Source organism: Chitinophaga agri (assembly GCF_010093065.1).
GTDB classification, from domain to species: Bacteria; Bacteroidota; Bacteroidia; order Chitinophagales; family Chitinophagaceae; genus Chitinophaga; species Chitinophaga agri.
Genome location: NZ_CP048113.1, coordinates 6,101,236 through 6,125,305 on the forward strand (window position 1 = coordinate 6,101,236; position 24,070 = coordinate 6,125,305).

Sequence of the window (24,070 nt, forward strand, 5' to 3'; positions counted from 1 at the left end):
CATTAGTAAAGTGTTCTGATAAAAGTTATGAAAAAGTATTGCCTGTTGATCGTATTGCTGCTGAGTGTCTATGTAGGTAAAGCCCAGCAACTGGATAGCCTGTTCCGGCTGCCACCTCCTATGGCGAAGCCATGGGTGTTCTGGTACTGGATGCATGCGAGTGTAACGAAGGCCGGTATTACGGCTGATCTGGAAGCAATGAAGGAAGCAGGTATTGGTGGCGCTTACCTGATGCCCATCAAGGGAAAAGCAAACCCTCCTTTTATTAATCCACCGGTAGAACAGTTAACGCCTGCCTGGTGGGAAATGGTGCGTTTTGCACATAGTGAAGCTGCACGCCTTGGCTTACAACTGGGCATGCACTTCAGTGATGGATTTGCCCTGGCAGGAGGCCCCTGGATCACACCAGCACAATCCATGCAGAAGGTTGTCTGGACAGCTACCACCATCAGGGGTGGTACTGCTTTTAATGATACCTTGTCTCAACCGCTCACCAACGAAAAGTATTATAGAGATATCGCTGTTCTGGCATTTCCTGTTGTAGTAAGAGAGAAACAAATACCGGTAGTGACTTCCAGTCTTCCCGGTATAGATCCGCAATTCCTGGCATCTCCCGGCAGTAGGGAAAGTTTCCGGAGTCAGGAACCCTGCTGGATACAATACGCATATGATAAGCCGTTTACCTGTTATGCGGTGACCGTTGTAACTAATGGAAACAACTATCAGTCACATCGCTTGCGCATCGCGGTAAGTGATGATGGTGTGGATTTTCACCCTGCCGGTAAAATGGATGCGCCCCGTCATGGCTGGCAGGATACAGATGCGCCGGTAACACATGCGATCACACCGGTTACTGCCCGTTATTTCCGTTTTTATTACGATAAAGAAGGTTCCGAACCGGGAGCGGAGGACCTGGATGCCGCGAAATGGAAACCGGTTCTGAAAGTCGCCGGACTGCTAATGTCTGATCAGCCGCGCATTCATCAGTTTGAAGGAAAAAGTGGAGCAGTATGGCGTATTAGTCCATATACAACTGTGCAACAGATACCCGACAAGGATTGTATTCCGTTAGATAAGATAATCGACCTCACATCGTTACTGGATGCTCATGGAAAGCTGCACTGGAAAGCCCCTGCGGGTAACTGGAACGTATTACGCATTGGTCATACATCAACCGGTCATACCAATGCTACCGGTGGGGCTGGTCAGGGACTGGAGTGCGATAAGTTCAGCAGTGCTGCTGTACGTGTCCAGTTTGATCACTGGTTCGGTGAAGCAAGACGTAAAATAGGGCCTTTTCTGGCAGATAGTATCCTGAAGGTATTTCATGTGGATAGCTGGGAGTGTGGCAGTCAGAACTGGTCAGCCAGTTTTCGCGATGAATTTCGCAGACGCCGGGGGTATGATCTGACGCGTTACCTCCCTGCTATGGCAGGTTATCCTGTACAGAGCGTACAGACGTCAGAAACCTTTCTGCATGATGTCAGGACAACGATCACAGATCTTGTACAACAACATTTTTATGATACACTGGCGGCGTTAGCACACGCACACGGATGTACATTCACTGCCGAAAGCGTAGCGCCTGTTTTTCCGGCAGATGGTATGCAGCATTATCAGTCGGTGGATATTCCTATGGGAGAATACTGGCTGCGCAGCCCTACGCATGATAAACCTAATGATATGCTGGACGCTATTTCCGGTGCGCATATCTATGGTAAACGTATTGTACAGGCGGAAGCATTTACGGAGCTACGTATGCGCTGGGACGAACATCCAGGCATGCTGAAATCGCTGGCGGACCGTAACTATGCACTGGGTATCAATAAACTGGTATACCATGTATTTGCCCATAATCCATGGACGGATCGGCAACCCGGAATGACACTCGATGGTGTCGGTCTGTATTTTCAGCGCAACCAGACCTGGTGGAAGCCTGGTAAGGCATGGGTAACCTATGCACAACGTTGTCAGGCTTTATTGCAACAGGGTAGACCTGTGTCGGATATAGCCGTGTTCACCGGAGAAGAGATTCCACGCAGGGCTATACTGCCAGAAAGACTGGTAGGTGTGTTGCCTGGCTTATTCGGTGATAGTCTTCGTTACTTCGAATCAAAGCGTATGGCCAACAGGGGTACCCCACTTAGGGAAATGCCGGCGGGTGTAACCGCTTCTGCGAATATTACGGACCCTGCTGACTGGGTAGATGCCTTACAGGGGTATCACTATGACTCATTTAATAAGGACGCTTTATTAAGACTGGCTACCGTAAAAGACGGCAATATCATATTGCCGGGAGGAGCCGCATACCGGCTGTTAGTATTACCAGGTGCCCTGGCGATGTCTCCGGAAGGTAATCTGCTTTCCCGTGAGACGATGTTCCACCTGAGAAGACTGTTGTCTCAGGGAGCAACGATCATGGTCAATGGCCCGGTACGGTCATTGGAAGCGCCTGATAGTACGATCATATTGTCAGGCAAAGGCGTAATACAAGGTCCATGGCAGGATAGTTCGATGTCATCTCTGGGACTGGCGCCTGATCTGTTAATGAAGGAGCCTTCCGGCAGCAGAGCGGGTGCTGTAGCCTGGACACATCGTACCTCCACGGATTATGATATTTACTTTATCTCTAATCAGCGGGAACAGGAGCGTACGCTTGAATGTTCTTTCCGTGTGACCAACCGCTTACCTGAGTTATGGGATGCCGTGACCGGGGAACAGCGTACAGCAAGTGACTGGGAAATGAAAGATGGCCGCACGTTATTATCACTCCAATTGCCCGCCAGCGGCTCACTGTTTGTCATTTTCCGTAAGCCTACTCCGCATCGTGAGATGCATCATGCGGCTAACTGGGCATCTTACAATACCATTAATACATTGAATAATGACTGGGAAGTGCAGTTTGATAGTACTGCAGGTGGACCAGCATCACCGGTATTATTTAAAGAACTAAAGGACTGGAGTAAGGAACCTTCAGACCAGGTCCGCTATTACTCCGGCACGGCCTTGTACAAAAAAACATTTGAATGGTCGCCCTCTCAGCAGGATACCATGTCCCGCGTGTTCATTGACCTTGGTAAAGTCGCTAACATAGCCACTGTTAAAGTAAATGGTATTGATTGTGGTGTTACCTGGACACCGCCTTACAAGGCTGATATCACAGCTGCTGTTCATACCGGAAATAATGAACTGGTGGTAGCGGTGACTAATACCTGGGGAAATCGTTTAACGGGAGATACAGCGCTGCCAGTGGCGCAACGGATCACACATACAACAGCACCGCTGAAACTGGATAAGACAACATTGCTGGAAGCCGGTCTGCTGGGGCCTGTGCAACTGCAACAGGAAATTGTGACGCCTGGTGGCGAAGTGGCGCAGTCAGTTATGCAACAGGTATATCAGGAGATAAAGACGCCTTATAAATACGGTATGGTGATGGTACCTGCGGATAGTACGAAGAAACTGGACTGTCCGAGCATCTTCAGGAAAGGACGGAAGTGGTACATGGTATATATCATTTATTACGAAGGTCGTGGCTACGAAACATGGCTGGCAGAAAGCAAAGACCTGTTGAACTGGAAGACGAAAGGTAAGATGATGTCATTTGCTGATAGTTCCACTACCTGGGATAAAAACCAGCGGGCAGGTTATATCTCACTGCAGGATCATGTGTGGGGAGGTAATTATAAATGGCGTGCCTTTAAAGGCAAACACTGGATGACTTATATCGGCGGTGCCCAAAATGGATATGAACAGGGGTTGTTATCAGTTGGTATTGCTAATACACATAAGCGTATTACGAGATCGCATGAGTGGCATCGTTTTGATAGACCTGCCTTAATGGCTACAGATAGTAACGCTGGATGGTGGGAGAATAATACCATTTACAAGAGTGCTGTAATATGGGATAAGACCCATACAACCGGTCATCCGTTTGTGATGTACTACAATGCAAAGGGAGACAGTCTGAAGCCCAAACGTGGAAAGGAACGGATCGGTATGGCCGTGTCAGATGACATGGAACACTGGACAAGATTTGGTAAGGATCCTGTACTGGATCATTTCACCGGCATTACCGGAGATGCAGTTATACAACGTATGAACAACCTATGGGTAATGTTCTATTTCGGTGCTTTCTGGAAGGATAGACCTACCGCTTTCAATCGTTTCGCCTGTTCATATGACCTGATGCACTGGACTGACTGGAATGGAGATGATCTGGTCAGTTCCACAGAGCAATATGACAAGCGTTTTGCACATAAATCGTTTGTCGTTAAACACAAGGGAGTTGTTTATCATTTCTATTGCGCAGTGAATAACAAAGACCAGCGCGGTATTGCTGTGGCGACTTCAAAGGATGTAGGAAAAAGTACACTTCACTTTACAAAAGATAAATAGATGACGCGTTGTTTGTTGGTAGTTTCTTTGATTTTCTTTTTTTGTGTTAAGGCGCATGCGCAACGTGTGCAGCTGTTTGATGATAACTGGTTATTCTGGCGTGGTGCTGCACAGGGTGCAGAAGATACACTGTTCAGCGATGCCGGCTGGAGGAAGGTGTCCCTGCCGCATGACTGGAGTATAGAAGACCTGCCAGGCACAGTATCTCCATTTGATAAAGGTGCATTAAGTCAGGTGAGTGGTGGTTTTACAACAGGTGGTAGCGGTTGGTACCGTAAGCATTTTGCAATGCCTGCTTCAAATAAAGGAAAACGGATCATAGTACAGTTTGATGGTGTATACATGCATGCACAGGTCTGGATCAATGGTAAGAAGTTGGGTAAACATCCTTATGGTTATACATCTTTTTGGTATGATATCACGCCACACCTGCGATATGACAGGGATAATATACTGACAGTGAAAGTAAGAAATGAAGGCGAGAACAGTCGCTGGTATGCCGGTTCAGGTATCTATCGCCATGTATGGTTAAAGACGATTGAACCAGTGCATGTCGCACAGTGGGGAACTTTCATTACAACGCCTGTTGTGAATAAACAGGCTGCTGCTGTACAGATAGTTACCACGTTGAAGAATGAAACAGCGGCAGCTGTAAATACTACCTTGCTGACGCGCATCGTGGATGCAAAAGGGCGTACTGTAGCAGAAAGCAAAGGGCAGCAAGCCATTAATGCAAACAGAGATAGTGTAATGCAACAGACATTACAGGTGAAGACACCGGTTTTATGGGATGTGAATGCTCCCGTATTATACACAGCGGTATCCTATGTGTATGTGGATAACATGATAAAAGATAGTTTGGCAACACCTTTTGGGATCCGTACAATTACTGCAGATGCGATAAATGGTTTTCAGTTAAACGGAAAGACCATTAAATTGAAAGGTGGCTGTGTGCATCATGATAATGGTCCGCTGGGTGCGAAAGCTTACGATAGAGCAGAAGAAAGAAAGGTCGAATTATTGAAGGCGAGTGGCTATAATGCCATCCGCTGTTCACATAATCCGCCTTCAACTGCATTTCTTGATGCCTGCGACAGGCTGGGAATGCTGGTGATAGATGAGGCTTTTGACATATGGAAAGATGGCAAGAATCCGGAAGACTATCACCTTTACTTTAATGAATGGTGGCAGCGTGATCTGGAGAGTATGTTATATCGTGACAGGAACCATCCATCTGTGATCATGTGGAGTACCGGTAATGAAATTCCGCATCGGGAGAAGCCTGAAGTCGCAAAAGTGGCGCGCATGCTGCGTGACCATATCCGCAGTATAGATACAACCCGCTTTGTCACGTGTGGTGTGAATGGTATAGCACCAGATAAGGATACTTTCCTGGCCACGCTGGATATAGCTGGTTATAACTACGCCCGTACAAAGTATGTGGAAGATCATGAAAGAGTGCCGCAACGTGTGATGATGGCAACCGAGTCATTTGCGATAGAAGCGGCTGATTACTGGATGGAAGTGACCGATCATCCATGGGTGATCGGGGATTTCGTGTGGACGGCTTTCGATTACATCGGAGAGGCAAGTATAGGTTGGCTGGGATACCCCCAGCGTCAGTCATTTTATCCCTGGCATCTTGCTTATTGCGGTGATATAGATGTGTGTGGATGGAAACGGCCTCAGTCTTACTACAGAGATGCATTGTGGATGCCGGAGCAGTTATCATTATTTGTAAAACCGCCAGTACCATCTTTTGATACAAATGCACATAAGGTGGAATGGAGCCAATGGGAATGGCATGATGCAAGAGACTCATGGAACTGGACAGGATATGAAGGTAAGCCATTAGATGTAACAGTCTACACATCTTATGAAGCGGCAGAGTTATTTCTTAATGGCCGATCCCTCGGCCGCAGGACTGCCGGTCGTTCTGGTAAGTTTATGGCGGCATGGCAGGTGCCTTATTCCCCGGGAAAGCTGAGTGTGGTAGGGTATAATGGGAAAAAGAGATCAAAAGAGGTAGCATTGAATACCGCTGGCAAGGTCACACAACTAAAGCTGACTACTGACAGACAACAGATCGTTGCCAATGGTCAGGACCTGAGTTATGTTACCATCACCTTGCAGGATGCAGCTCGTAATATAGTGCCCGATGCAGATGCGTTATTAAAATTCAGTATCAGCGGTCCAGGTACGATAGTGGGTGTCGGCAATGCTAACCCTATGAGTACGGAAAGCTATCAGCTGTCACAGCGAAAGGCATGGAGAGGCAAATGTCTGGTGATCATAAAATCAGATAAACAGCCCGGGGATATTACCCTACAGGTAAATGCAGCTGACCTGCCGGCCACACAGGTAAAGATCACATCTACTCAGCCAAACGAATGACGATATGAAGAAATACCCCGCCATATTGTTACTCTTTCTATCAACGAAGGGTATAGCACAGCAGCTACAGGTAATTAATCTGAAGACAAATAATAAGATCTGTCCGGTCGGAACGCAGCTCACACCACGTTTTAGCTGGCAACTGAGCGCTGCTTATAATAACTGCATACAACAGGGATACCAGTTACAATTGTCTGATGATAGTACTACATTAAATATGCCTGTACATACAGGTAAACGTGTGGTGAGTGAAGATCAGTCCTCTAGTGTGGCGCAGGGTGTGATAAATACGGCTTTACAACCGGCACATACTTATTATTGGCGTGTGCAGGTGTGGGATAAGAATGGCCGTACTTCCGGTTGGAGCCGGGTCGCTTGTTTTACCACCGCGTTAGCAACAGCGGCTGACTGGAAAGAAGCACAATGGATCGGGTATGAAGAGCTGCCAGACTCTATGTTGGTTGTACCGGGGGTACATAATGGTACTGATAAATTTTATCAGAAACATAAGGCAAGACAGCGACCTGTAGTACCCTTGTTCAGAAAGACCTTTCAGGCAAATGGTAATATAAAAAGCGCTTTATTGTTCATCAGTGGTTTGGGGCATTATGAAGCGAGTCTCAATGGTATGAAGTTAGGAGATAATTTCCTTGCACCCGGTTGGACGCATTACAGGGAAACCGTTTTGTACAATACATATGATGTGACGAAGCAGGTAAAACAAGGTGATAATGCATTGGGTGTCATAGTTGGTAACGGTTTCTTCAATGTGAATAAGGAGCGTTATCGCAAACTGTCAATTGCATATGGGATGCCAAGAATGATCTGCCGCCTGCAGATTACATACGAAGACGGAAGGACGACAAATATTATTTCGGGGGCAGACTGGAAAACAAGTCCGTCACCCGTTACTTTCAGTAGTATTTATGGCGGAGAAGATTATGATGCCGGCATGGAACAGGCTGGCTGGGATCAGCCGGGTTTCAATGATGCGCAGTGGCAATCTGCTATACGCGTGAAGGCTACTGAAAAGCGCTTGCTGCCAGAGGAAGACTATCCGGTGAAGGTAATGGAGGTCTTGCCAGCGCAGCATATTACACAACCAAAGAAAGGTGTGTATATGTATGATTTCGGCCAGAATGTTTCCGGTATCATTGAGCTAAAGGTGAAAGGAAAGAAAGGACAAACTGTTAAACTGATTCCTGCTGAACTGATAAAAGATGATAAGCTGGCCAATCAGAAAGCTACCGGTGGCCCTTATTATTTTAGTTATACTTTAAAGGGAGAGGGGGAAGAAATATGGCGTCCTAAGTTTAGTTACTACGGGTTCCGTTATGTACAAATGGAAGGAGCTGCACCAGATACTGCCAGCGATAAAAGTGATGTGCCGGCTGTAGCGCAGCTTAATTTGCTGCATACGCGGAACGCGTCACCTGATAATGGAAGTTTCTCCTGTTCGAATGATCTATTCAATCGTATACATACCTTAATACTATGGGCTATTAAAAGTAACATGCAGAGTGTGTTGACAGATTGCCCCCACAGGGAAAAGCTTAGCTGGTTGGAGCAGGACTACCTGATGGGTAATGCCATACAGTACAGTTATGATATTGATCTGCTATACCGTAAGCTGATACGGGATATGCAGGATGCACAGACAAAGGATGGCCTGATCCCTGATATAGCGCCGGAGTTCGTTTTCTTTGATGATAACGGTTATGGTTTCAGGGATTCTCCTGAATGGGGGAGCGCAGGTGTGATCGTGCCCTGGCTGATGTATTCCTGGTATGGAGATAAGACTGTTTTAAAGGATGCTTATCCGATGGTGAAAAAGTATGTGGAATACCTGGGAACAAAAACAGAGAAGAACTTATTGTCCTACGGACTCGGAGACTGGTTTGATATTGGGCCCCAGCGTCCGGGCGTGGCGCAGTTGACGCCTAAAGGAGTGACAGCGACGGCTATCTACTACTATGATCTTATATTGGCAGGTAAGATGGCAACATTGTTAGGTAAGCCATCCGATGCAATGCAATGGAATGCATTGGCAATATCAGTGAAAGACGCTTTTAATAAAGCTTATTTTAATACAGCGACCAGGGTGTATGCAACCGGTAGTCAAACCGCTATGGCCATGCCGTTGTGTGTAGGGCTGGTAGATGCACCGTATCGTCAGGCCGTATTTGATAACCTGGTAGATGCTATTCGTCAGCAGGGTAAGAAACTGACAGCCGGAGATATTGGTTTTCATTTCCTTGTGCAGGCGCTACAGGAAGGCGGCGCTGCTGATCTGTTGTATGAAATGAATAACCGTAGTGACGTGCCCGGATACGGTTTTCAGCTGGCCAAGGGTGCGACGACGTTAACAGAATCCTGGGCTGCCTGGGAACAGGTATCTAATAATCACCTGATGCTGGGGCACCTGATGGAATGGTTTTATACGGGATTAGGAGGAATTACGCAATTTCCGGGCGGCGTTGGCTATAGGCGGGTTCAGATAAGTCCCGAGGTGGTTGGCGACATTACATGGGTTAAAACGGCTTATAATACCCCTTATGGAACGGTTCGGAGCGAGTGGGAGAAGAAGGATACGCAGGTGATATTCCGTATTAGTATTCCTCCTAATAGCACAGCAGTTGTCAGACTCCCTGCCACAAAAGGTGCTGATATAAAAGAAACGGGTTCATCTCCTGGCGGGAAGAACAAGGTGAAGGTACGTAAATATGAGGGCAGTAGAGCGGTCATCGAAGTAGGATCAGGAGATTATGTATTTATTGTTGCTGCTCCCTTTAATTGATGCTGCATTACTTTATTATTACCCAGGTACAACCAACACCTCCGGTAACGATTGCGTAAATAAACCTATCTGACGGCTTTCTAAAACAGCTGATTTTTTATAGCTTGTCCGATACTGTGTGTAATCAAATTCCGTGTTATGAAGCAATGCTTTTCCGTCATTTTCCTGCCCGTTCTATTGTTGTTGTCAATAAGTGGATATGCACAGGATACCCGTGCCCGGTTGGTGGTGGCAGCAGATGGTACAGGTGACTACAGGACTATCCAGGAGGCGGTGAATGCAGTCAGGGACTTTACCTATTTCCGCGTGACGATCTTTATCCGTAAGGGTATATATCATGAAAAACTGTGTGTCCCTACCTGGAAATGCAGTATCACCTTACAGGGGGAAGACAGGGATAGTACCATCATTACCAATGCGGATTATTCCGGAAAGGCTTACCCTGGTAAAGACCCCTCCGGCAGGGATAAATTCGGCACCTTCACTTCTTATACGGTACTCGTGGCAGGAGATGATATCATCGCAGAGAACCTCACTTTCGAAAATGCAGCCGGTCGGGTGGGACAGGCGGTCGCATTGCATGTGGAAGGAGACCGTTGTATATTCCGGAACTGCAGATTACTGGGGAATCAGGATACACTGTATGCCGGCCGCGCAGGGAGCAGACAGTACTTCAGGGATTGTTACATAGAAGGTACGACTGACTTTATCTTCGGTGCCTCAACCGTATGGTTTGAAGGCTGCACCATCCACAGTAAAAGAGATTCTTATATCACAGCGGCTTCTACTACGCCACATCAGCCTTATGGCTTTGTATTCAGTCATTGCAGGGTGACCGCGGACAGTATCGCCACCAGGGTCTTTCTTGGTCGGCCATGGCGGCCCTATGCGTCGACTATCTTTATGTACTGTACGTTGGGGCCACAGATATTGCCGCAAGGCTGGCATAACTGGGATAAAAAAGAGAATGAGCTTACCGCGAGATATGCAGAATATAATAACACTGGCGCAGGTGCTGTGACGGCCGAACGCGTGGTATGGTCCACACAGCTATCTGCAAAAAGAGCAAAAGATATTACACTGACTAAAGTATTTGGAACTTGGGACCCGTTAAAATAATTATTGCCGTTTGTCTGTTCCTGCCATTGCACTTATTGGCGCAGCAGGAGAATGTTCATTCCCGGAATGAAATGACACTGGATCACATACTGAAAAAGTATGTAGACCGGTTCAATAGTCTTGATTCAGAATATGTGAAGAACTATGTGAGTAATGCCGGTGCATATGACTGGCTTCAGCAAAATGTACCCTTACTTGAATGCCCGGACAGTACGATCGAACAGACTTATTATTATCGCTGGTGGACATTTCGTAAACATCTGAAAGAAACACCGGACGGATTTATCTTCACTGAATTCATTACCCCCGTTAAACATGCCGGCCGGTTCAATGCCCTTAGCTGCGCTTTTGGACATCACGTGTATGAAGGCCGGTGGCTGCGGGATAAACAGTATATAGATCAGTATATCCAGTACTGGTACCTGAAAGATGTACAACAGAAAGCACCCCGTTTTCATCAGTTCAGCAGCTGGGCAGCTGATGCCGTGTACAGTCGCTTCCTGGTGGATAGGGACAGCAGCTTTGTGAAGGAGCTGTTGCCTGCCATGGATGCAGATTACCGGTTATGGGAAACCGAGAAAAGGTTATCTGATGGTTTGTTCTGGCAGTTTGATGTGAAGGATGGCATGGAAGAATCTATCAGTGGGGCACGTCGCGAAAAGCATACACGTCCGACTATCAGCAGCTACATGTATGGGAATGCAGTCGCATTGGCAAAGATGGCAGCATTGTCCGGTAACGACACATTACGTACCCGTTATGTAGCAGATGCACAAAAGATCAGGCAACTGGTGCAGACAAAATTATGGGATGATACCGCAGCGTTTTTTAAAGTAAGGCAGGTGGTAAAAGGTACTGCCGAAACACGCTTTTCCAATGCGCGTGAACAGATCGGATTTATACCCTGGTATTTTGATCTGCCGGCAGATAAAGCGAAGTACGCGAAAGCCTGGGAGCAACTGACCGATACCAGTGGTTTTAATGCCCCCTGGGGACTGACTACCGCCGAACGCCGGCATCCGCTGTTCCGCTCTCATGGTAGTGGTGGCTGCGAATGGGATGGACCTGTATGGCCGTTCGCTACAACACAGACGTTAAAGGGATTAGCCAATTTGCTGACCCGTTATACACATAAAGATGGCATGACGGCAGCCGTATATTATCATGCATTACAGGTCTATGCCCGTTCTCATCAGAAAAATGGAGAACCTTATCTCGGAGAGTATCAGGATGAACGTACAGGTTATTGGTTAAAGGGAGATGATCCAAGAAGTAGTTATTATAACCACTCCGGTTTTTGTGACCTGGTGATCAATGATCTGATCGGTATCAAGCCGCGGACGGATGATAAGCTGGAGTTGTATCCGTTGATACCTAAAGGAAAATGGGACTGGTTTTATCTGGAAGGTGTGCCATATCATGGGAGAGTGGTGAGCGTGATATGGGACAAGACAGGTGAGAAGTATGGGAAAGGAAAGGGTTTGAGGATTTTAGTCAATGGAAAAGAAGCATATAAGGGCAAGGAGCTAAAGCAGGTGTTGGTGAAAGGGGTGTAATCCAAACTTTTCCTACCTTTAGCCCCTACGTATAAACTCAAAACAACACAGTTATGAAGAACCCGAAACGCTTGCTGGTAGCCGCCCTGCTACTAGCAACCCTCAGCGTCAAGGCACAAACCCCGAAGCAGGCCTTCGTGAATAATCTTATCAAACGCATGACGCTGGACGAAAAGATAGGCCAGTTGAACCTGCTGACCAGCGACATGGACGTTACCGGGCCATTCATGAAGCCGGGGTATAAGAAAGACATTGAAGCCGGCCTCTGTGGCGCTATATTCAATGCATATACCCCCCAATATACCCGTCAGTTACAGGAAATGGCGATGAACACGCGGTTGAAGATACCATTGCTGTTTGGCTATGACGTCATTCATGGACATAAGACCATTTTCCCTATTCCCCTGGGAGAAGCCTGCACCTGGGATATGGCCCTGCTGGAACAGAGTGCCAGGATCGCCGCTCAGGAAGCCAGCGCTGATGGGCTGCAATGGACGTATTCCCCCATGGTAGACATCGCGCGTGACCCACGCTGGGGACGGGTGGCGGAAGGTGTAGGGGAAGATACCTGGTATGGTGTACAGGTGGCGAAGGCAAAGGTGAAAGGGTATCAGGGGTCAGACCTGTCGGCTAATAACACCCTGCTGGCCTGTGTGAAACACTTTGCCTTATACGGTGCCGTACAGGCAGGCCGTGACTATAACACGGTGGATATGAGCCGACGCGAGATGTACCAGTACTATCTGCCTCCCTATAAGGCGGCCATTGACGCCGGAGTGGCAACGGTTATGACCTCTTTTAACGAGATAGACGGGACCCCGGCGACCGCCAATAAATGGCTGCTGACTGACCTGCTGAGAAGGGACTGGGGTTTTAAAGGATTTGTGGTGACGGATTATACCTCGATCAACGAAATGATTGCCCATGGCAATGTAAAGGACGAGTACGAAGCCGGGGCCGCAGCGCTGAACGCAGGTGTAGACATGGATATGCAGGGCGGGATCTTCGCCGGGCAGCTCAAAAAACTGCTAAAGGATGGAAAAGTTACGCAGAAGACAATTGACAGTGCTGTATACCACATCCTGGCTGCCAAGTATGACCTGGGACTATTCAAGGACCCGTTCAAATATTGTGACAATGAAAGGGCTGCAAAAGAGATCATGTCCGCCGAAAACCTGGCTGCTGCCCAAAAAATAGCTGAGCGTTCTATTGTCCTGCTGAAAAATGAAAACCAGCTGTTACCACTGAAGAAAGAAGCGAAGATCGCACTGATCGGTCCTCTGGCCAACAGTCAGCGGGATATGATCGGCAACTGGTCAGCAGCGGGCGACTACACCAGAGCAGTGACATTGCTGGAAGCGTTGAAGAAACGGTCAGTGAATGTGCAGTACCTGCCTGGTGCTCATTATACTGCTGATACCACCCTCTACAAACGTGCTACCCAGAAACAGCGGCTGGATGCAGCTGATACCACTGACAGCCAGCAAATGCTGGCGGCTGCTGTTGAACTGGCGAAGCAGTCGGATATAGTCCTGATGGCGCTGGGTGAATCGCAGGGAATGACCGGAGAAGCTGCCAGCAGATCAAACATCAGCATTCCGGAGAATCAGCAGCAGCTGCTCAGGGCCGTATACGCTACGGGTAAGCCGGTAGTACTGGTACTGATGAATGGCCGTCCGCTGACGCTGGAATGGGAAGATGCCCATATCCCCGCCATACTCGAAACATGGTTCCTGGGTACAAAGGCGGGTGACGCTATTGCTGCTGTCCTGTTCGGAGATTATAACCCGGCTGGTAAACTCACGATGAGCTTCCCCCGTAACGTTGGACAGATACCGGTCTACTATAACCATAAGAATACCGGCCGCCCCATGAACCCGTATAATAAATACTCCACCAAGTATTTAGATACAGAGAACGATCCGTTGTACCCCTTCGGTTACGGACTGAGTTATACAAAGTTCACTTACGGGGAAGTGAAACTGAGCAAACAACAGCTCACCGCCGGTGACAAGCTACAGGTGAGCATTCCGGTCACTAACAGCGGGAACTATAACGGGGAAGAGGTGGTACAACTGTATATCCGCGACCTCGTCGGCTCTGTTACCCGCCCGGTAAAAGAGCTCAAAGGCTATAAAAAGATAGCCCTTGCCAAAGGCGAGACACAGACGGTTACCTTCGAGATCTCTGAGGATGACCTTAAGTTCTATGATAAGGATATGCGATGGAAGGCAGAACCAGGCGATTTTACGGTATTTGTAGGTACTAACAGCAGAGATGTCCAGTCGGCAGGCTTCACATTAAAATAATGCCCGGTATAGCAAAAATTAGTTTGATTATTCAAAATAGTTATTACCTTCGCATCATTATTAGAAAATATGAACATTACCGTACATACACATCATCACCATCATTCTTACCGCGCAGGTAGGCTGGGATGATTTTATGTACTAAATAATAAAGAAATTAGAACATAATCAGGGGCTTACCAAACGGTGAGCCCCTTTTTCGTTTTCACCGGAATATTGTTAAAAACATGAAACTGAGAATCGCAATTCAGAAATCCGGTCGTTTGCACGACGACTCCATCAAACTGTTGAAAGAATGTGGTATAGACATTAACAACGGTGTTAATAAACTGAAAACGGAAGCCAGCAACTTCCCCCTGGAAGTATTCTTCCTGCGTGATGATGATATTCCGCAATACGTTGAAGACGGCGTAGCCGATATAGGTATCGTAGGTGAAAACGTGATCATTGAAAAAGGTCGTACCGTAAGCATTGCAGAGAAACTGGGTTTTGGTAAATGCCGCCTCTCCCTGGCAGTGCCAAAAACAGTGGAATACAATGGTGTGCAGGATATGGATAAACTCCGTATTGCTACCAGCTATCCCGTGATATTACAGCAATTCCTGGATGAACACAAGATAAGCGCAGAGATCCACGAGATCAGCGGTTCCGTGGAGATCGCTCCTGGTATCGGTCTGGCAGATGCGATCTGTGACCTCGTAAGCAGTGGTTCGACCCTGTTCATGAACGGTCTTAAAGAAGTACAGGTGATCCTGAAATCTGAAGCAGCACTGATCAGCAATAGCAGCCTGACGCCCGAACAGGACGCATTGTTACAGAAACTGTTATTCCGCATACAGGCAGTGAAGAAAGCAAAAAACAACAAGTATGTACTGCTGAACGCTCCTAATGATAAACTGGACGAGATCATTAAACTGCTGCCGGGAATGAAGAGCCCTACCGTACTGCCACTGGCAGAAGAAGGCTGGAGCTCCGTACACTCCGTGCTGAATGAAAACGCTTTCTGGGATATCATCGAAAACCTGAAAGCGGCAGGTGCACAGGGCATCCTGGTAGTGCCGATCGAAAAGATGATCATGTAGTGATTGCCAGCGCGCACACTATTCTCAATAGAACTGGAGTTGTGATAGGCAATTCCTAATTCGTAATTCCTAATTCCTAATTAAGAATGCAATTCTTCAAATATCCGGAGCGTTCGCAATGGCCGGAATTGTTGCAAAGACCGGTCTTAGATACAACAGCACTGGAAACCAGTGTAGGAAATATACTCGCTGCTGTTAAGCAGGAAGGCGATGCCGCTGTACGCAGCTATGCACAGCAGTTTGACAAAGTAACGCTTGATGCACTCGAAGTGTCACAGGCGGAGTTTGCAAAAGCAACAGCTGCACTGGATGCAGCGCTGAAGAAAGCCATCCTTCAGGCGAAACATAATATTGAAGTGTTTCACAAGGCACAGCAGGAACACAGTAAGATCATAGAGACAATGCCAGGCGTACAATGCTGGCGTAAGCCGGTCGCTATTGAAAAAGTAGGACTGTACATTCCGGGCGGTTCTGCACCATTGTTCTCTACAATACTGATGCTCGGTATTCCTGCAATGATCGCAGGTTGCAGGGAGATCGTGCTGTGCACACCGTCCAACGCAGCTGGGGAAGTACATCCTGCGATATTATTTGCGGCACAGGAAGTAGGGATCGAACGCGTGTTTAAAATAGGCGGTGTACAGGCCATCGGTGCAATGGCATATGGTACAGAAAGTATACCACGTGTACACAAGATCTTTGGTCCGGGTAACCAGTATGTGACCTGTGCAAAACAGCTGGTGAATAAAAGCGGTGTTGCAATAGACATGCCCGCAGGGCCTTCGGAAGTAGCAGTACTGGCAGATGAAACATGTGTACCCGCATTTGTGGCTGCTGACCTGCTGTCTCAGGCAGAACATGGTCCGGATAGCCAGGTATTACTGGTAACAACAGCTGCTGAGATTATCGCCGAAGTACAGAAGGAAGTGGATGCCCAGCTGGCGCAGTTACCAAGAAAAGATATTGCTGCCCGTGCACTGGAAAACAGCCGTATCATACTGGTGAAGGATACTACAGAGGCAATGGAACTGCTGAACGCCTATGCACCTGAACACCTGATCGTAGCATGTAAAGATGATATCGCTGTAGCTGATGCGGTGATCAATGCAGGTTCCGTATTCCTGGGTAATTACTCTCCTGAAAGCGCAGGTGATTATGCTTCCGGTACGAATCATACCCTGCCTACCAATGGTTATGCTACTGCGTACAGTGGCGTGTCCCTGGATAGTTTTGTGAAGAAGATCACTTTCCAGCGACTCACCCGGGAAGGATTACAGCAGATAGGTGCTACCATCGAGACCATGGCTGCTGCTGAAGGTCTGGATGCACACAAGAATGCGGTAACTGTACGTTTGAAACAAGCAGCTCAATCATAAAAACCTACTACAATGTTCGATCTCAATAGCTTACTACGCGATAATATAAAACGCCTGGTGCCTTACTCCACCGCCAGGGATGAATTTAAGGGAGAAGCTTCTATCTTTCTTGATGCCAATGAGAACAGCTTCGGTTCTCCGTTACCGGTCAACTACAACCGCTATCCGGACCCGATGCAGTGGAAAGTGAAATATAAACTGGCCGATATTAAAGGCGTACCTCCGCAGAACATCTTCCTCGGTAATGGTAGTGATGAGGTGATTGATGTGCTGTACCGTTCTTTCTGTCGTCCGGGTGTTGATAACGTGGTGATCTTTCCTCCAACATACGGTATGTATGAGGTAAGTGCCAATATCAACGATGTGATCGTAAGAAAAGTGTCACTGACACCCGATTACCAGATTGACATGGCTGCCCTGCAGGAAGCCGTTGATGAGCACACAAAAATGATCTTTATCTGTTCTCCGAACAATCCTACCGGTAACTCTATTAACCGCGATGATATAGAAATGATCCTGAACAACTTTGATGGCCTTGTTGTCGTGGATGAAGCCTATATCAATTTTGCCCGCCAGAAAACATTTATCTCCGAACTGACCGAATACCCTAATCTCGTAGTGATGCAGACCCTGTCTAAAGCCTGGGGACTGGCGGCTTTACGTGTGGGTATGGCATTCGCAGGAGAGGATATCATCAATGTACTCAACAAGGTGAAACCGCCCTATAATATCAATCAGGCCGCACAGGATTTAGTACTGGTAGCGCTTGATAATATCGTACAGGTGAACGAATGGATCCGTGAAACTGTTGTGGAAAGAGATAAACTGGCTGCAGGTCTGATCAGTCTGAAACAGGTACTGGAAGTATATCCGAGTGATGCTAACTTCCTGCTGGCAAAGACCACCGATGCAAAAGGTATCTACAATCACCTGGTGGCAAAAGGGATCATCGTACGTGACCGTTCCAAAGTAGAGCTCTGTAATGGTTGCTTACGTATCACTGTAGGTACGCCGGAAGAAAATACCGTTCTGCTGGAAACTATTGCACAGGTTCCCGTAACTGCCTGATAGCAGTTGCTAAATGATCACTGGCAGTACCGCTGCCGGCATTACAAACACAAAGCGCCGTAATAACAGTATAATGAAAAGAGTCCTCTTTATAGACAGGGACGGTACCATGATCAAGGAAGTACCGCCTACTTATCAGATCGACAGCCTTGAAAAAGTTGAATTCTATCCGAAGGTGTTTACCTGGCTGGCACGCATCGCGGCTGAGCTGGATTATGAACTGGCTATGGTGACCAACCAGGACGGTTTGGGTACCAACAGCTTTCCTGAAGCTGATTTCTGGCCTGCACAAAACTTCATCCTGCGTGCTTTCGAGAATGAAGGTGTGAAGTTTGATGCCATCTACATCGATCGCTCTTTTCCGCATGAAAATGCACCTACGCGTAAACCACGCACAGGTATGCTGACTAAATATTTCTCTCCCGGATATGACCTCGCTAATTCCTTCGTAATAGGCGACCGTATCACTGATGTACAACTGGCAAAGAACCTGGGTGCAAAAGCGATCTGGATCAATGAAGGTACCGGCCTGGGTGGCGCTGAAGTAAATGAAGATGCAGCTGCACTGAAAGATACCATTGCACTGGAATCTACTGACTGGGAGAAGATCTATGAGTTCCTGAAAGTAGGACTGCGTACAGTGACACATACCCGTACCACCAAAGAAACCGATATCACGATCTCGCTGAACCTGGACGGTACCGGTAAGGCCGACATCAGCACTGGTCTGGGTTTCTTTGATCATATGCTGGACCAGATCGCCCGTCATGGCAGTATTGATATGACAGTAAAAGCTAAAGGTGACCTGCATATTGATGAGCACCACACCATTGAAGATACCGGTCTGGCACTGGGTGAAGCAATGGCTCAGGCGCTGGCGGACAAGAGAGGTATTGAACGCTATGGTTTCTGCTTACCCATGGATGATTGTCTCGCACAGGCTGCCATTGACTTTGGTGGCCGTAACTGGATCGTATGGGACGCGAAGTTCAGTCGGGAGAAAATAGGAGAGATGCCAACAGAAATGTTCTTCCATTTCTTCAAATCCTTCTCTGATGCTGCGAAATGCAATCTGAACATCAAAGCAGAAGGCGACAACGAACACCATAAGATAGAAGCTATATTCAAGGTATTCGCCAAAGCGATCAAAATGGCGGTAAAGCGTAACCCGATGAATATGCAGCTACCAAGTACCAAAGGTGTATTGTAGTGACTGCTGATCCCGGTGGGCTTATCTGACTATACAGAAGCAATAAAGCAGCGGATTATTGATGGAAAATCAATAAATCCCCCTGAACTTATCACTTCGCAAAGAATCTCAAAAAAAATTTGCATGTTTTCAAAAAACACCGGATATTTGTTCCGCAAGAAATTAAATCATGATAGCAATTATTACAAACAAGCGTTGGTGGTGGCACAATATCAGATCCTGATAGTGTGTTACAGTGCCATGTTTCGTAATGAGATATAATTGGAAGGCCCGCTGTTACACAGCGGGCCTTCTTCGTTTTTCAGATAGTCACCCAACAAAACTCAATCACAAATCCAATGGGTAGTATTCAAGTCAAATCAAAATTCAAGAAAATGCTGGCAGACGTGTTCACGCCTGTTGGTATTTATCTGCGACTCCGCGACAAATTTCCTGGTACTGTACTGCTGGAAAGTACAGACTATCGTGCCAGCGAAAATAGCTTCTCCTTCATATGTATCCAGCCTATAGCAGGTATAGAAGTAACCAGCACAAAGGATTTTGAATTCAAGTATCCTAACCTCCCGCCAGAAAGGAAACAACTGAAGAACAAACAAAGCGTGCTGGATGAGTTGCAGAAGTTCCTCGGTAACTTCTCTTTTGCTGACAAACCAGTACTACCCGTTGTACACAGCCTTTTCGGATACAGCACATTCGATTCTGTACAGTTTTTCGAAACGATAGAATTTAACAAGGACAAGCAGAACGGGAATACCATCCCGCTGATGCGCTACCGGTTCTACCAATATGTAATCGCCATCAATCACTTCAAGGATGAACTGTATCTATGCGAGAACATGGTAGACGGCCTTGACAGCGAATTTGAGAACATTGAATCATTGATCAGACAAAAAGATGTTCCTAACTACAGCTTCAGGGCAGAAGGAGCAGAAAAGAGTAACCTGACGAATGAACAGTATATGGACATCGTCGAAAAAGGTAAACAACACTGCTTCCGCGGAGATGTGTTCCAGGTAGTACTCTCCAGAGCTTTCCAGCAACAGTTCAAAGGTGATGAATTCAATGTATATCGCGCACTCCGTTCCATTAACCCTTCTCCTTATCTCTTCTTCTTCGATTACGGTGATTATAAACTGATGGGCTCCTCTCCGGAAGCACAGCTGATCATCAAAGACAATAAAGCTATTATCCATCCTATCGCAGGTACTTTCAAACGTACCGGTAATGATGAACAGGACCGTGAACTGGCTGCCAGACTCCTGGAAGATCCGAAGGAGAATGCAGAACACGTAATGCTGGTGGACCTGGCAAGAAATGACCTCAGCAGACTGGCCACAGATGTAGAAGTGGAGTCTTACAGGCAGATCCAATACTACTCACACGTGATCCACCTGGTAAGCGAAGTGTCTGGTAAGATCCAGCCTGGTCTGAATCCGTTCTCACTACTGGCCGCCACATTCCCGGCAGGTACTTTATCCGGCGCACCTAAGTACAGGGCAATGGAGATCATCGATGAAAATGAACCTACTGCACGTGGCTTCTATGGTGGATGTATCGGCTCCGTTGGTTTCAACGGCGATTTCAACCATGCTATCATGATCCGCTCCATACTCAGTAAAGCAAATACGCTGTACTACCAGGCAGGTGCTGGTGTAGTTGCCAAGTCCGTAGCTGCTTCTGAACTGGAAGAAGTGAACAATAAACTGAATGCATTAAAACAGGCAATTATCCTGGCTCAAAATATCTGACATGAACATTCTGGTGTTTGATAATTACGACTCTTTTACCTACAACCTGGTACACCTGGTGGAAAAGATCATCAATGGAAAAGTGACCGTGGTACGCAATGATGAAATTCCATTGGAGAAAGTAAAAGACTATGATAAGATCATCCTCTCTCCCGGACCTGGCATTCCTGAAGAAGCGGGGCTGCTGCTGCCACTGATCAAAGAATATGCGGCCAGCAAATCCATCTTCGGCGTATGTCTCGGTCAGCAGGCTATCGGAGAGGCTTTCGGTGCGAAGCTGATCAATCTCAAAGAGGTATACCATGGTGTCGCTACCAATGTGAACATCATTGCAAGAGACGGAAGGCTGTTCAATGGCCTGCCCGATCAACTGGAAGTAGGCCGGTATCACTCATGGGTAGTTGATGAAAGTACATTGCCGGCAGCGCTGACCATCACAGCAAAAGACGACAATGATTTTATCATGGCACTGCAACATAATACCTATGATGTAAGTGGTGTACAGTTCCATCCTGAAAGCGTACTGACGCCAAAAGGAGAACAAATACTCCGTAACTGGTTGAACGCTTAAATTCCGAGTAATGAAAAAGATACTGAATTACCTTTTTGAACATAAAACATTTACCCGTAGTGCTGCTAAAGAGATACTGATCAGTATTTCCAAAGGCATGTACAATGAAAGTGAACTGGCGGCATTTATGACCGTGTTCCTCATGCGTAGCATTACGGTAGACGAACTGCTGGGCTTCCGCGATGCCCTGCTCGAACTCTGTATCCCGGTAGACCTGAAGGGATATGACGTACTCGATATCGTAGGTACCGGCGGCGATAACAAGAATACCTTTAACGTATCTACCTTGTCATGTTTTATCGTGGCAGGTGCCGGCGGTAAAGTAGCTAAGCACGGTAACTACGGTGTGTCATCTATAAGTGGCGCTTCTAACCTGATGGAATCTGCCGGTTATAAATTCAAGAACGATGATGCCAGGCTGCGACAGGAACTGGAAGAAGCAGGCGTTTGTTTCCTGCATGCTCCGCTGTTTCATCCTGCATTGAAGAATGTAGCCGGCATCCGTCGTCAGCTGGGTATACGCACCTTCTTCAACATGCTTGGCCCCCTGGTGAACCCAGCTTTCGCGCAGCATCAGCTCATAGGCGTATACAGCCTCGAACTGGCCAGGGTGTATAATTATCTGTTCCAGCAGACGGATAAACGCTATGCGATCGTTTATAGCCTGGATGGTTATGATGAGATCTCACTGACTGCCGATACCCGTGTCATCACGAATGATGGTGAGAGAGACTGGACGCCTGAACAGCTGGGTAAACGCAAAGTATATCCCGAAGACATCTACGGTGGTGCCACTGTAGAAGCGGCTGCCAAGATCTTTATGAAGATCCTCAAAGGTGAGGGTACCTGGGCGCAGAACTCTGTAGTAATGGCCAATGCTGCCATGGGCCTTTACTGCATGCAGAAATATGATAACTATGCCGATTGTTTCCAGGCAGCTGTTGAATCACTGGAATCAGGCGCCGCATACAATGCGTTTAAGAAGTTGATAAGCTTGCAATCATGAAAAATATCCTGACAGAAATAGTTGCCCATAAGCATGTAGAAGTGGCTGCCCGCAAACAACAGCGGAGCGTGGAAGAGCTGGAACAGACCTCCCTGTTTAAGCGTACACCACTGTCACTGGCGCAGTTCCTGCAAGACCCTGCCAAGACAGGTATCATTGCAGAATTCAAAAGGCGTTCTCCTTCCAAAGGATTGATCAATGGAGAGGTAACCGTACAGGACGTGACCACTGCCTATACCCGTTATGGTGCATCCGGTCTGTCTGTACTGACGGATGAGAAGTTCTTCGGCGGCTCATCTGATGACCTGCAACAGGCGCGTGCACTGAATAACATACCTATCCTGCGGAAGGATTTTATTGTGGACGAATACCAGATCGTTGAAGCGAAGGCGATCGGCGCTGATGTGATCCTGCTGATAGCAGAATGCCTGACGAAAGATGAAGTTGCACAACTGGCTAAGTTTGCGCACAATCTCGGCCTGGAGGTATTGCTGGAAGTACACAGTGGTGATCAGCTTGAAAAGGTAACCGACCACATACAACTGGTAGGTGTGAACAACCGTGATCTCACTACATTCAGGGTAGATTTCAACCGTTCCTGTGAACTGGCCCCGCAGATACCTGCTGGTAAATGCAAGATCGCGGAAAGTGGTATCAGCAATACCGATGCGATCATTACGCTGAAACAGGCGGGCTTCCAGGGATTCCTGATCGGAGAGCATTTTATGAAGGAAGCTAATCCGCCAAGAGCATTTGAACAATTCGTTTCAGAACTGGCCAATAAATCAGCAAAATGAAAATAAAGGTCTGTGGAATAACCAGGAAGGAAGACCTGCAACAACTGGTCGAATACCAGGTGAACTATGCCGGTTTTATTTTTTACGAAAAGTCGCCGCGCTTTGCCGCACCAAAGATCGATGCACGTACCGTGCGGGAGATCAGCGGTATTAAAAAAGTAGGTGTATTCGTCAATGCTTCCCTGGAACAGGTTCAGCGTACCATTCTCGACTACGGACTGGACATGGTACAGCTGCATGGTGATGAAACACCCGCATTCTGTGCCACGATCCGGGAGACAGTGCCGGTGATCAAAGCTTTCAGGGTAGGTGAAAATGTGAACTGGTCGGCACTGCTGGCTGCCTATATACCCGTGACCGACTACTTCCTGTTTGATACCGAAGCTGGTAAAGCTTATGGTGGCACAGGTAAACGTTTTAACTGGGAGTTGCTGCAGGCATATCCCTACGCACATCCTTTCTACCTGAGCGGTGGTATAGGACTGGAAGAAACACCGGAACTCATGCAATTACAGCTGCCGGCATTATTTGCAGTAGATGTGAACAGCAGGTTCGAAGAACGGCCAGGTGTAAAGAATATGGAAAAGGTGAGGTTATTTACAGATCAGATTCAATCAACTTATTTAAAATAGTCATAGC

At 47.3% G+C, this 24,070-nt stretch carries 15 protein-coding genes; all 15 read left to right on the top strand.

Annotated elements, in window-relative coordinates; translation table 11 throughout:
- Nucleotides 1-27: 27 nt before the first annotated feature.
- Nucleotides 28-4,398 (top strand): glycosyl hydrolase, encoded by a 4,371-nt coding sequence (locus tag GWR21_RS24490; protein ID WP_162334254.1) that lies wholly within the window; start codon nt 28-30, stop codon nt 4,396-4,398.
- Between the two features lie 12 nt (nt 4,399-4,410).
- A complete protein-coding gene (locus GWR21_RS24495) occupies nt 4,411-6,792 on the top strand; it encodes a glycoside hydrolase family 2 TIM barrel-domain containing protein (RefSeq protein WP_238429990.1) in 2,382 nt (793 codons plus the stop codon).
- Nucleotides 6,793-6,796: 4 nt separating this feature from the next.
- Nucleotides 6,797-9,589, top strand: coding sequence for a family 78 glycoside hydrolase catalytic domain (locus GWR21_RS24500; protein WP_162334256.1), 2,793 nt, complete (start codon nt 6,797-6,799; stop codon nt 9,587-9,589).
- Nucleotides 9,590-9,727: 138 nt separating this feature from the next.
- Nucleotides 9,728-10,708 (top strand): pectinesterase family protein, encoded by a 981-nt coding sequence (locus GWR21_RS24505; RefSeq protein ID WP_162334257.1) that lies wholly within the window; start codon nt 9,728-9,730, stop codon nt 10,706-10,708.
- Entirely contained in the window at nt 10,690-12,264 is a 1,575-nt protein-coding gene (locus GWR21_RS24510) for an MGH1-like glycoside hydrolase domain-containing protein (RefSeq protein WP_162334258.1), read from the top strand. Before GWR21_RS24505 ends, GWR21_RS24510 begins: the two co-directional genes overlap by 19 nt.
- Nucleotides 12,265-12,317: 53 nt before the next feature.
- Nucleotides 12,318-14,573, top strand: a complete 2,256-nt coding sequence (bglX, locus tag GWR21_RS24515) for a beta-glucosidase BglX (RefSeq protein WP_162334259.1) — start codon at nt 12,318-12,320, stop codon at nt 14,571-14,573.
- A 227-nt stretch (nt 14,574-14,800) separates the two neighbouring features.
- The gene (gene hisG / locus GWR21_RS24520; protein ID WP_162334260.1) at nt 14,801-15,655 is read left to right on the top strand and encodes an ATP phosphoribosyltransferase; all 855 of its coding nucleotides are present in this window, start codon (nt 14,801-14,803) and stop codon (nt 15,653-15,655) included.
- 86 nt (nt 15,656-15,741) lie between these two features.
- Nucleotides 15,742-17,031 (top strand): histidinol dehydrogenase, encoded by a 1,290-nt coding sequence (hisD, locus tag GWR21_RS24525; RefSeq protein ID WP_162334261.1) that lies wholly within the window; start codon nt 15,742-15,744, stop codon nt 17,029-17,031.
- Between the two features lie 12 nt (nt 17,032-17,043).
- Entirely contained in the window at nt 17,044-18,099 is a 1,056-nt protein-coding gene (gene hisC, locus GWR21_RS24530; RefSeq protein ID WP_162334262.1) for a histidinol-phosphate transaminase, read from the top strand.
- A 73-nt stretch (nt 18,100-18,172) separates the two neighbouring features.
- Nucleotides 18,173-19,309, top strand: coding sequence for a bifunctional histidinol-phosphatase/imidazoleglycerol-phosphate dehydratase HisB (gene hisB, locus GWR21_RS24535; RefSeq protein WP_162334263.1), 1,137 nt, complete (start codon nt 18,173-18,175; stop codon nt 19,307-19,309).
- 338 nt (nt 19,310-19,647) lie between these two features.
- Nucleotides 19,648-21,057, top strand: coding sequence for an anthranilate synthase component I family protein (locus GWR21_RS24540; RefSeq protein WP_162334264.1), 1,410 nt, complete (start codon nt 19,648-19,650; stop codon nt 21,055-21,057).
- A 1-nt stretch (nt 21,058) separates the two neighbouring features.
- Nucleotides 21,059-21,628, top strand: a complete 570-nt coding sequence (locus GWR21_RS24545) for an anthranilate synthase component II (RefSeq protein ID WP_162334265.1) — start codon at nt 21,059-21,061, stop codon at nt 21,626-21,628.
- Between the two features lie 10 nt (nt 21,629-21,638).
- On the top strand, nt 21,639-22,634 hold the full coding sequence (gene trpD, locus GWR21_RS24550; RefSeq protein ID WP_162334266.1) for an anthranilate phosphoribosyltransferase: 996 nt from the start codon (nt 21,639-21,641) through the stop codon (nt 22,632-22,634).
- Nucleotides 22,631-23,431, top strand: coding sequence for an indole-3-glycerol phosphate synthase TrpC (gene trpC / locus GWR21_RS24555; protein ID WP_162334267.1), 801 nt, complete (start codon nt 22,631-22,633; stop codon nt 23,429-23,431). Before trpD ends, trpC begins: the two co-directional genes overlap by 4 nt.
- A complete protein-coding gene (locus tag GWR21_RS24560) occupies nt 23,428-24,063 on the top strand; it encodes a phosphoribosylanthranilate isomerase (RefSeq protein ID WP_162334268.1) in 636 nt (211 codons plus the stop codon). Before trpC ends, GWR21_RS24560 begins: the two co-directional genes overlap by 4 nt.
- Nucleotides 24,064-24,070: the final 7 nt, after the last annotated feature.

Excerpts from the sequence above, each read along its gene's own strand:
- GWR21_RS24500 (WP_162334256.1), top strand. The coding sequence starts at position 6,797 with ATGAAGAAATACCCCGCCATATTGTTACTCTTTCTATCAACGAAGGGT.
- bglX (WP_162334259.1), top strand. The coding sequence starts at position 12,318 with ATGAAGAACCCGAAACGCTTGCTGGTAGCCGCCCTGCTACTAGCAACC.
- GWR21_RS24540 (WP_162334264.1), top strand. The coding sequence starts at position 19,648 with ATGGGTAGTATTCAAGTCAAATCAAAATTCAAGAAAATGCTGGCAGAC.
- GWR21_RS24505 (WP_162334257.1), top strand. The coding sequence starts at position 9,728 with ATGAAGCAATGCTTTTCCGTCATTTTCCTGCCCGTTCTATTGTTGTTG.
- hisD (WP_162334261.1), top strand. The coding sequence starts at position 15,742 with ATGCAATTCTTCAAATATCCGGAGCGTTCGCAATGGCCGGAATTGTTG.
- GWR21_RS24545 (WP_162334265.1), top strand. The coding sequence starts at position 21,059 with ATGAACATTCTGGTGTTTGATAATTACGACTCTTTTACCTACAACCTG.
- hisB (WP_162334263.1), top strand. The coding sequence starts at position 18,173 with ATGAAAAGAGTCCTCTTTATAGACAGGGACGGTACCATGATCAAGGAA.
- GWR21_RS24490 (WP_162334254.1), top strand. The coding sequence starts at position 28 with ATGAAAAAGTATTGCCTGTTGATCGTATTGCTGCTGAGTGTCTATGTA.
- hisC (WP_162334262.1), top strand. The coding sequence starts at position 17,044 with ATGTTCGATCTCAATAGCTTACTACGCGATAATATAAAACGCCTGGTG.
- trpD (WP_162334266.1), top strand. The coding sequence starts at position 21,639 with ATGAAAAAGATACTGAATTACCTTTTTGAACATAAAACATTTACCCGT.
- GWR21_RS24560 (WP_162334268.1), top strand. The coding sequence starts at position 23,428 with ATGAAAATAAAGGTCTGTGGAATAACCAGGAAGGAAGACCTGCAACAA.
- hisG (WP_162334260.1), top strand. The coding sequence starts at position 14,801 with ATGAAACTGAGAATCGCAATTCAGAAATCCGGTCGTTTGCACGACGAC.
- trpC (WP_162334267.1), top strand. The coding sequence starts at position 22,631 with ATGAAAAATATCCTGACAGAAATAGTTGCCCATAAGCATGTAGAAGTG.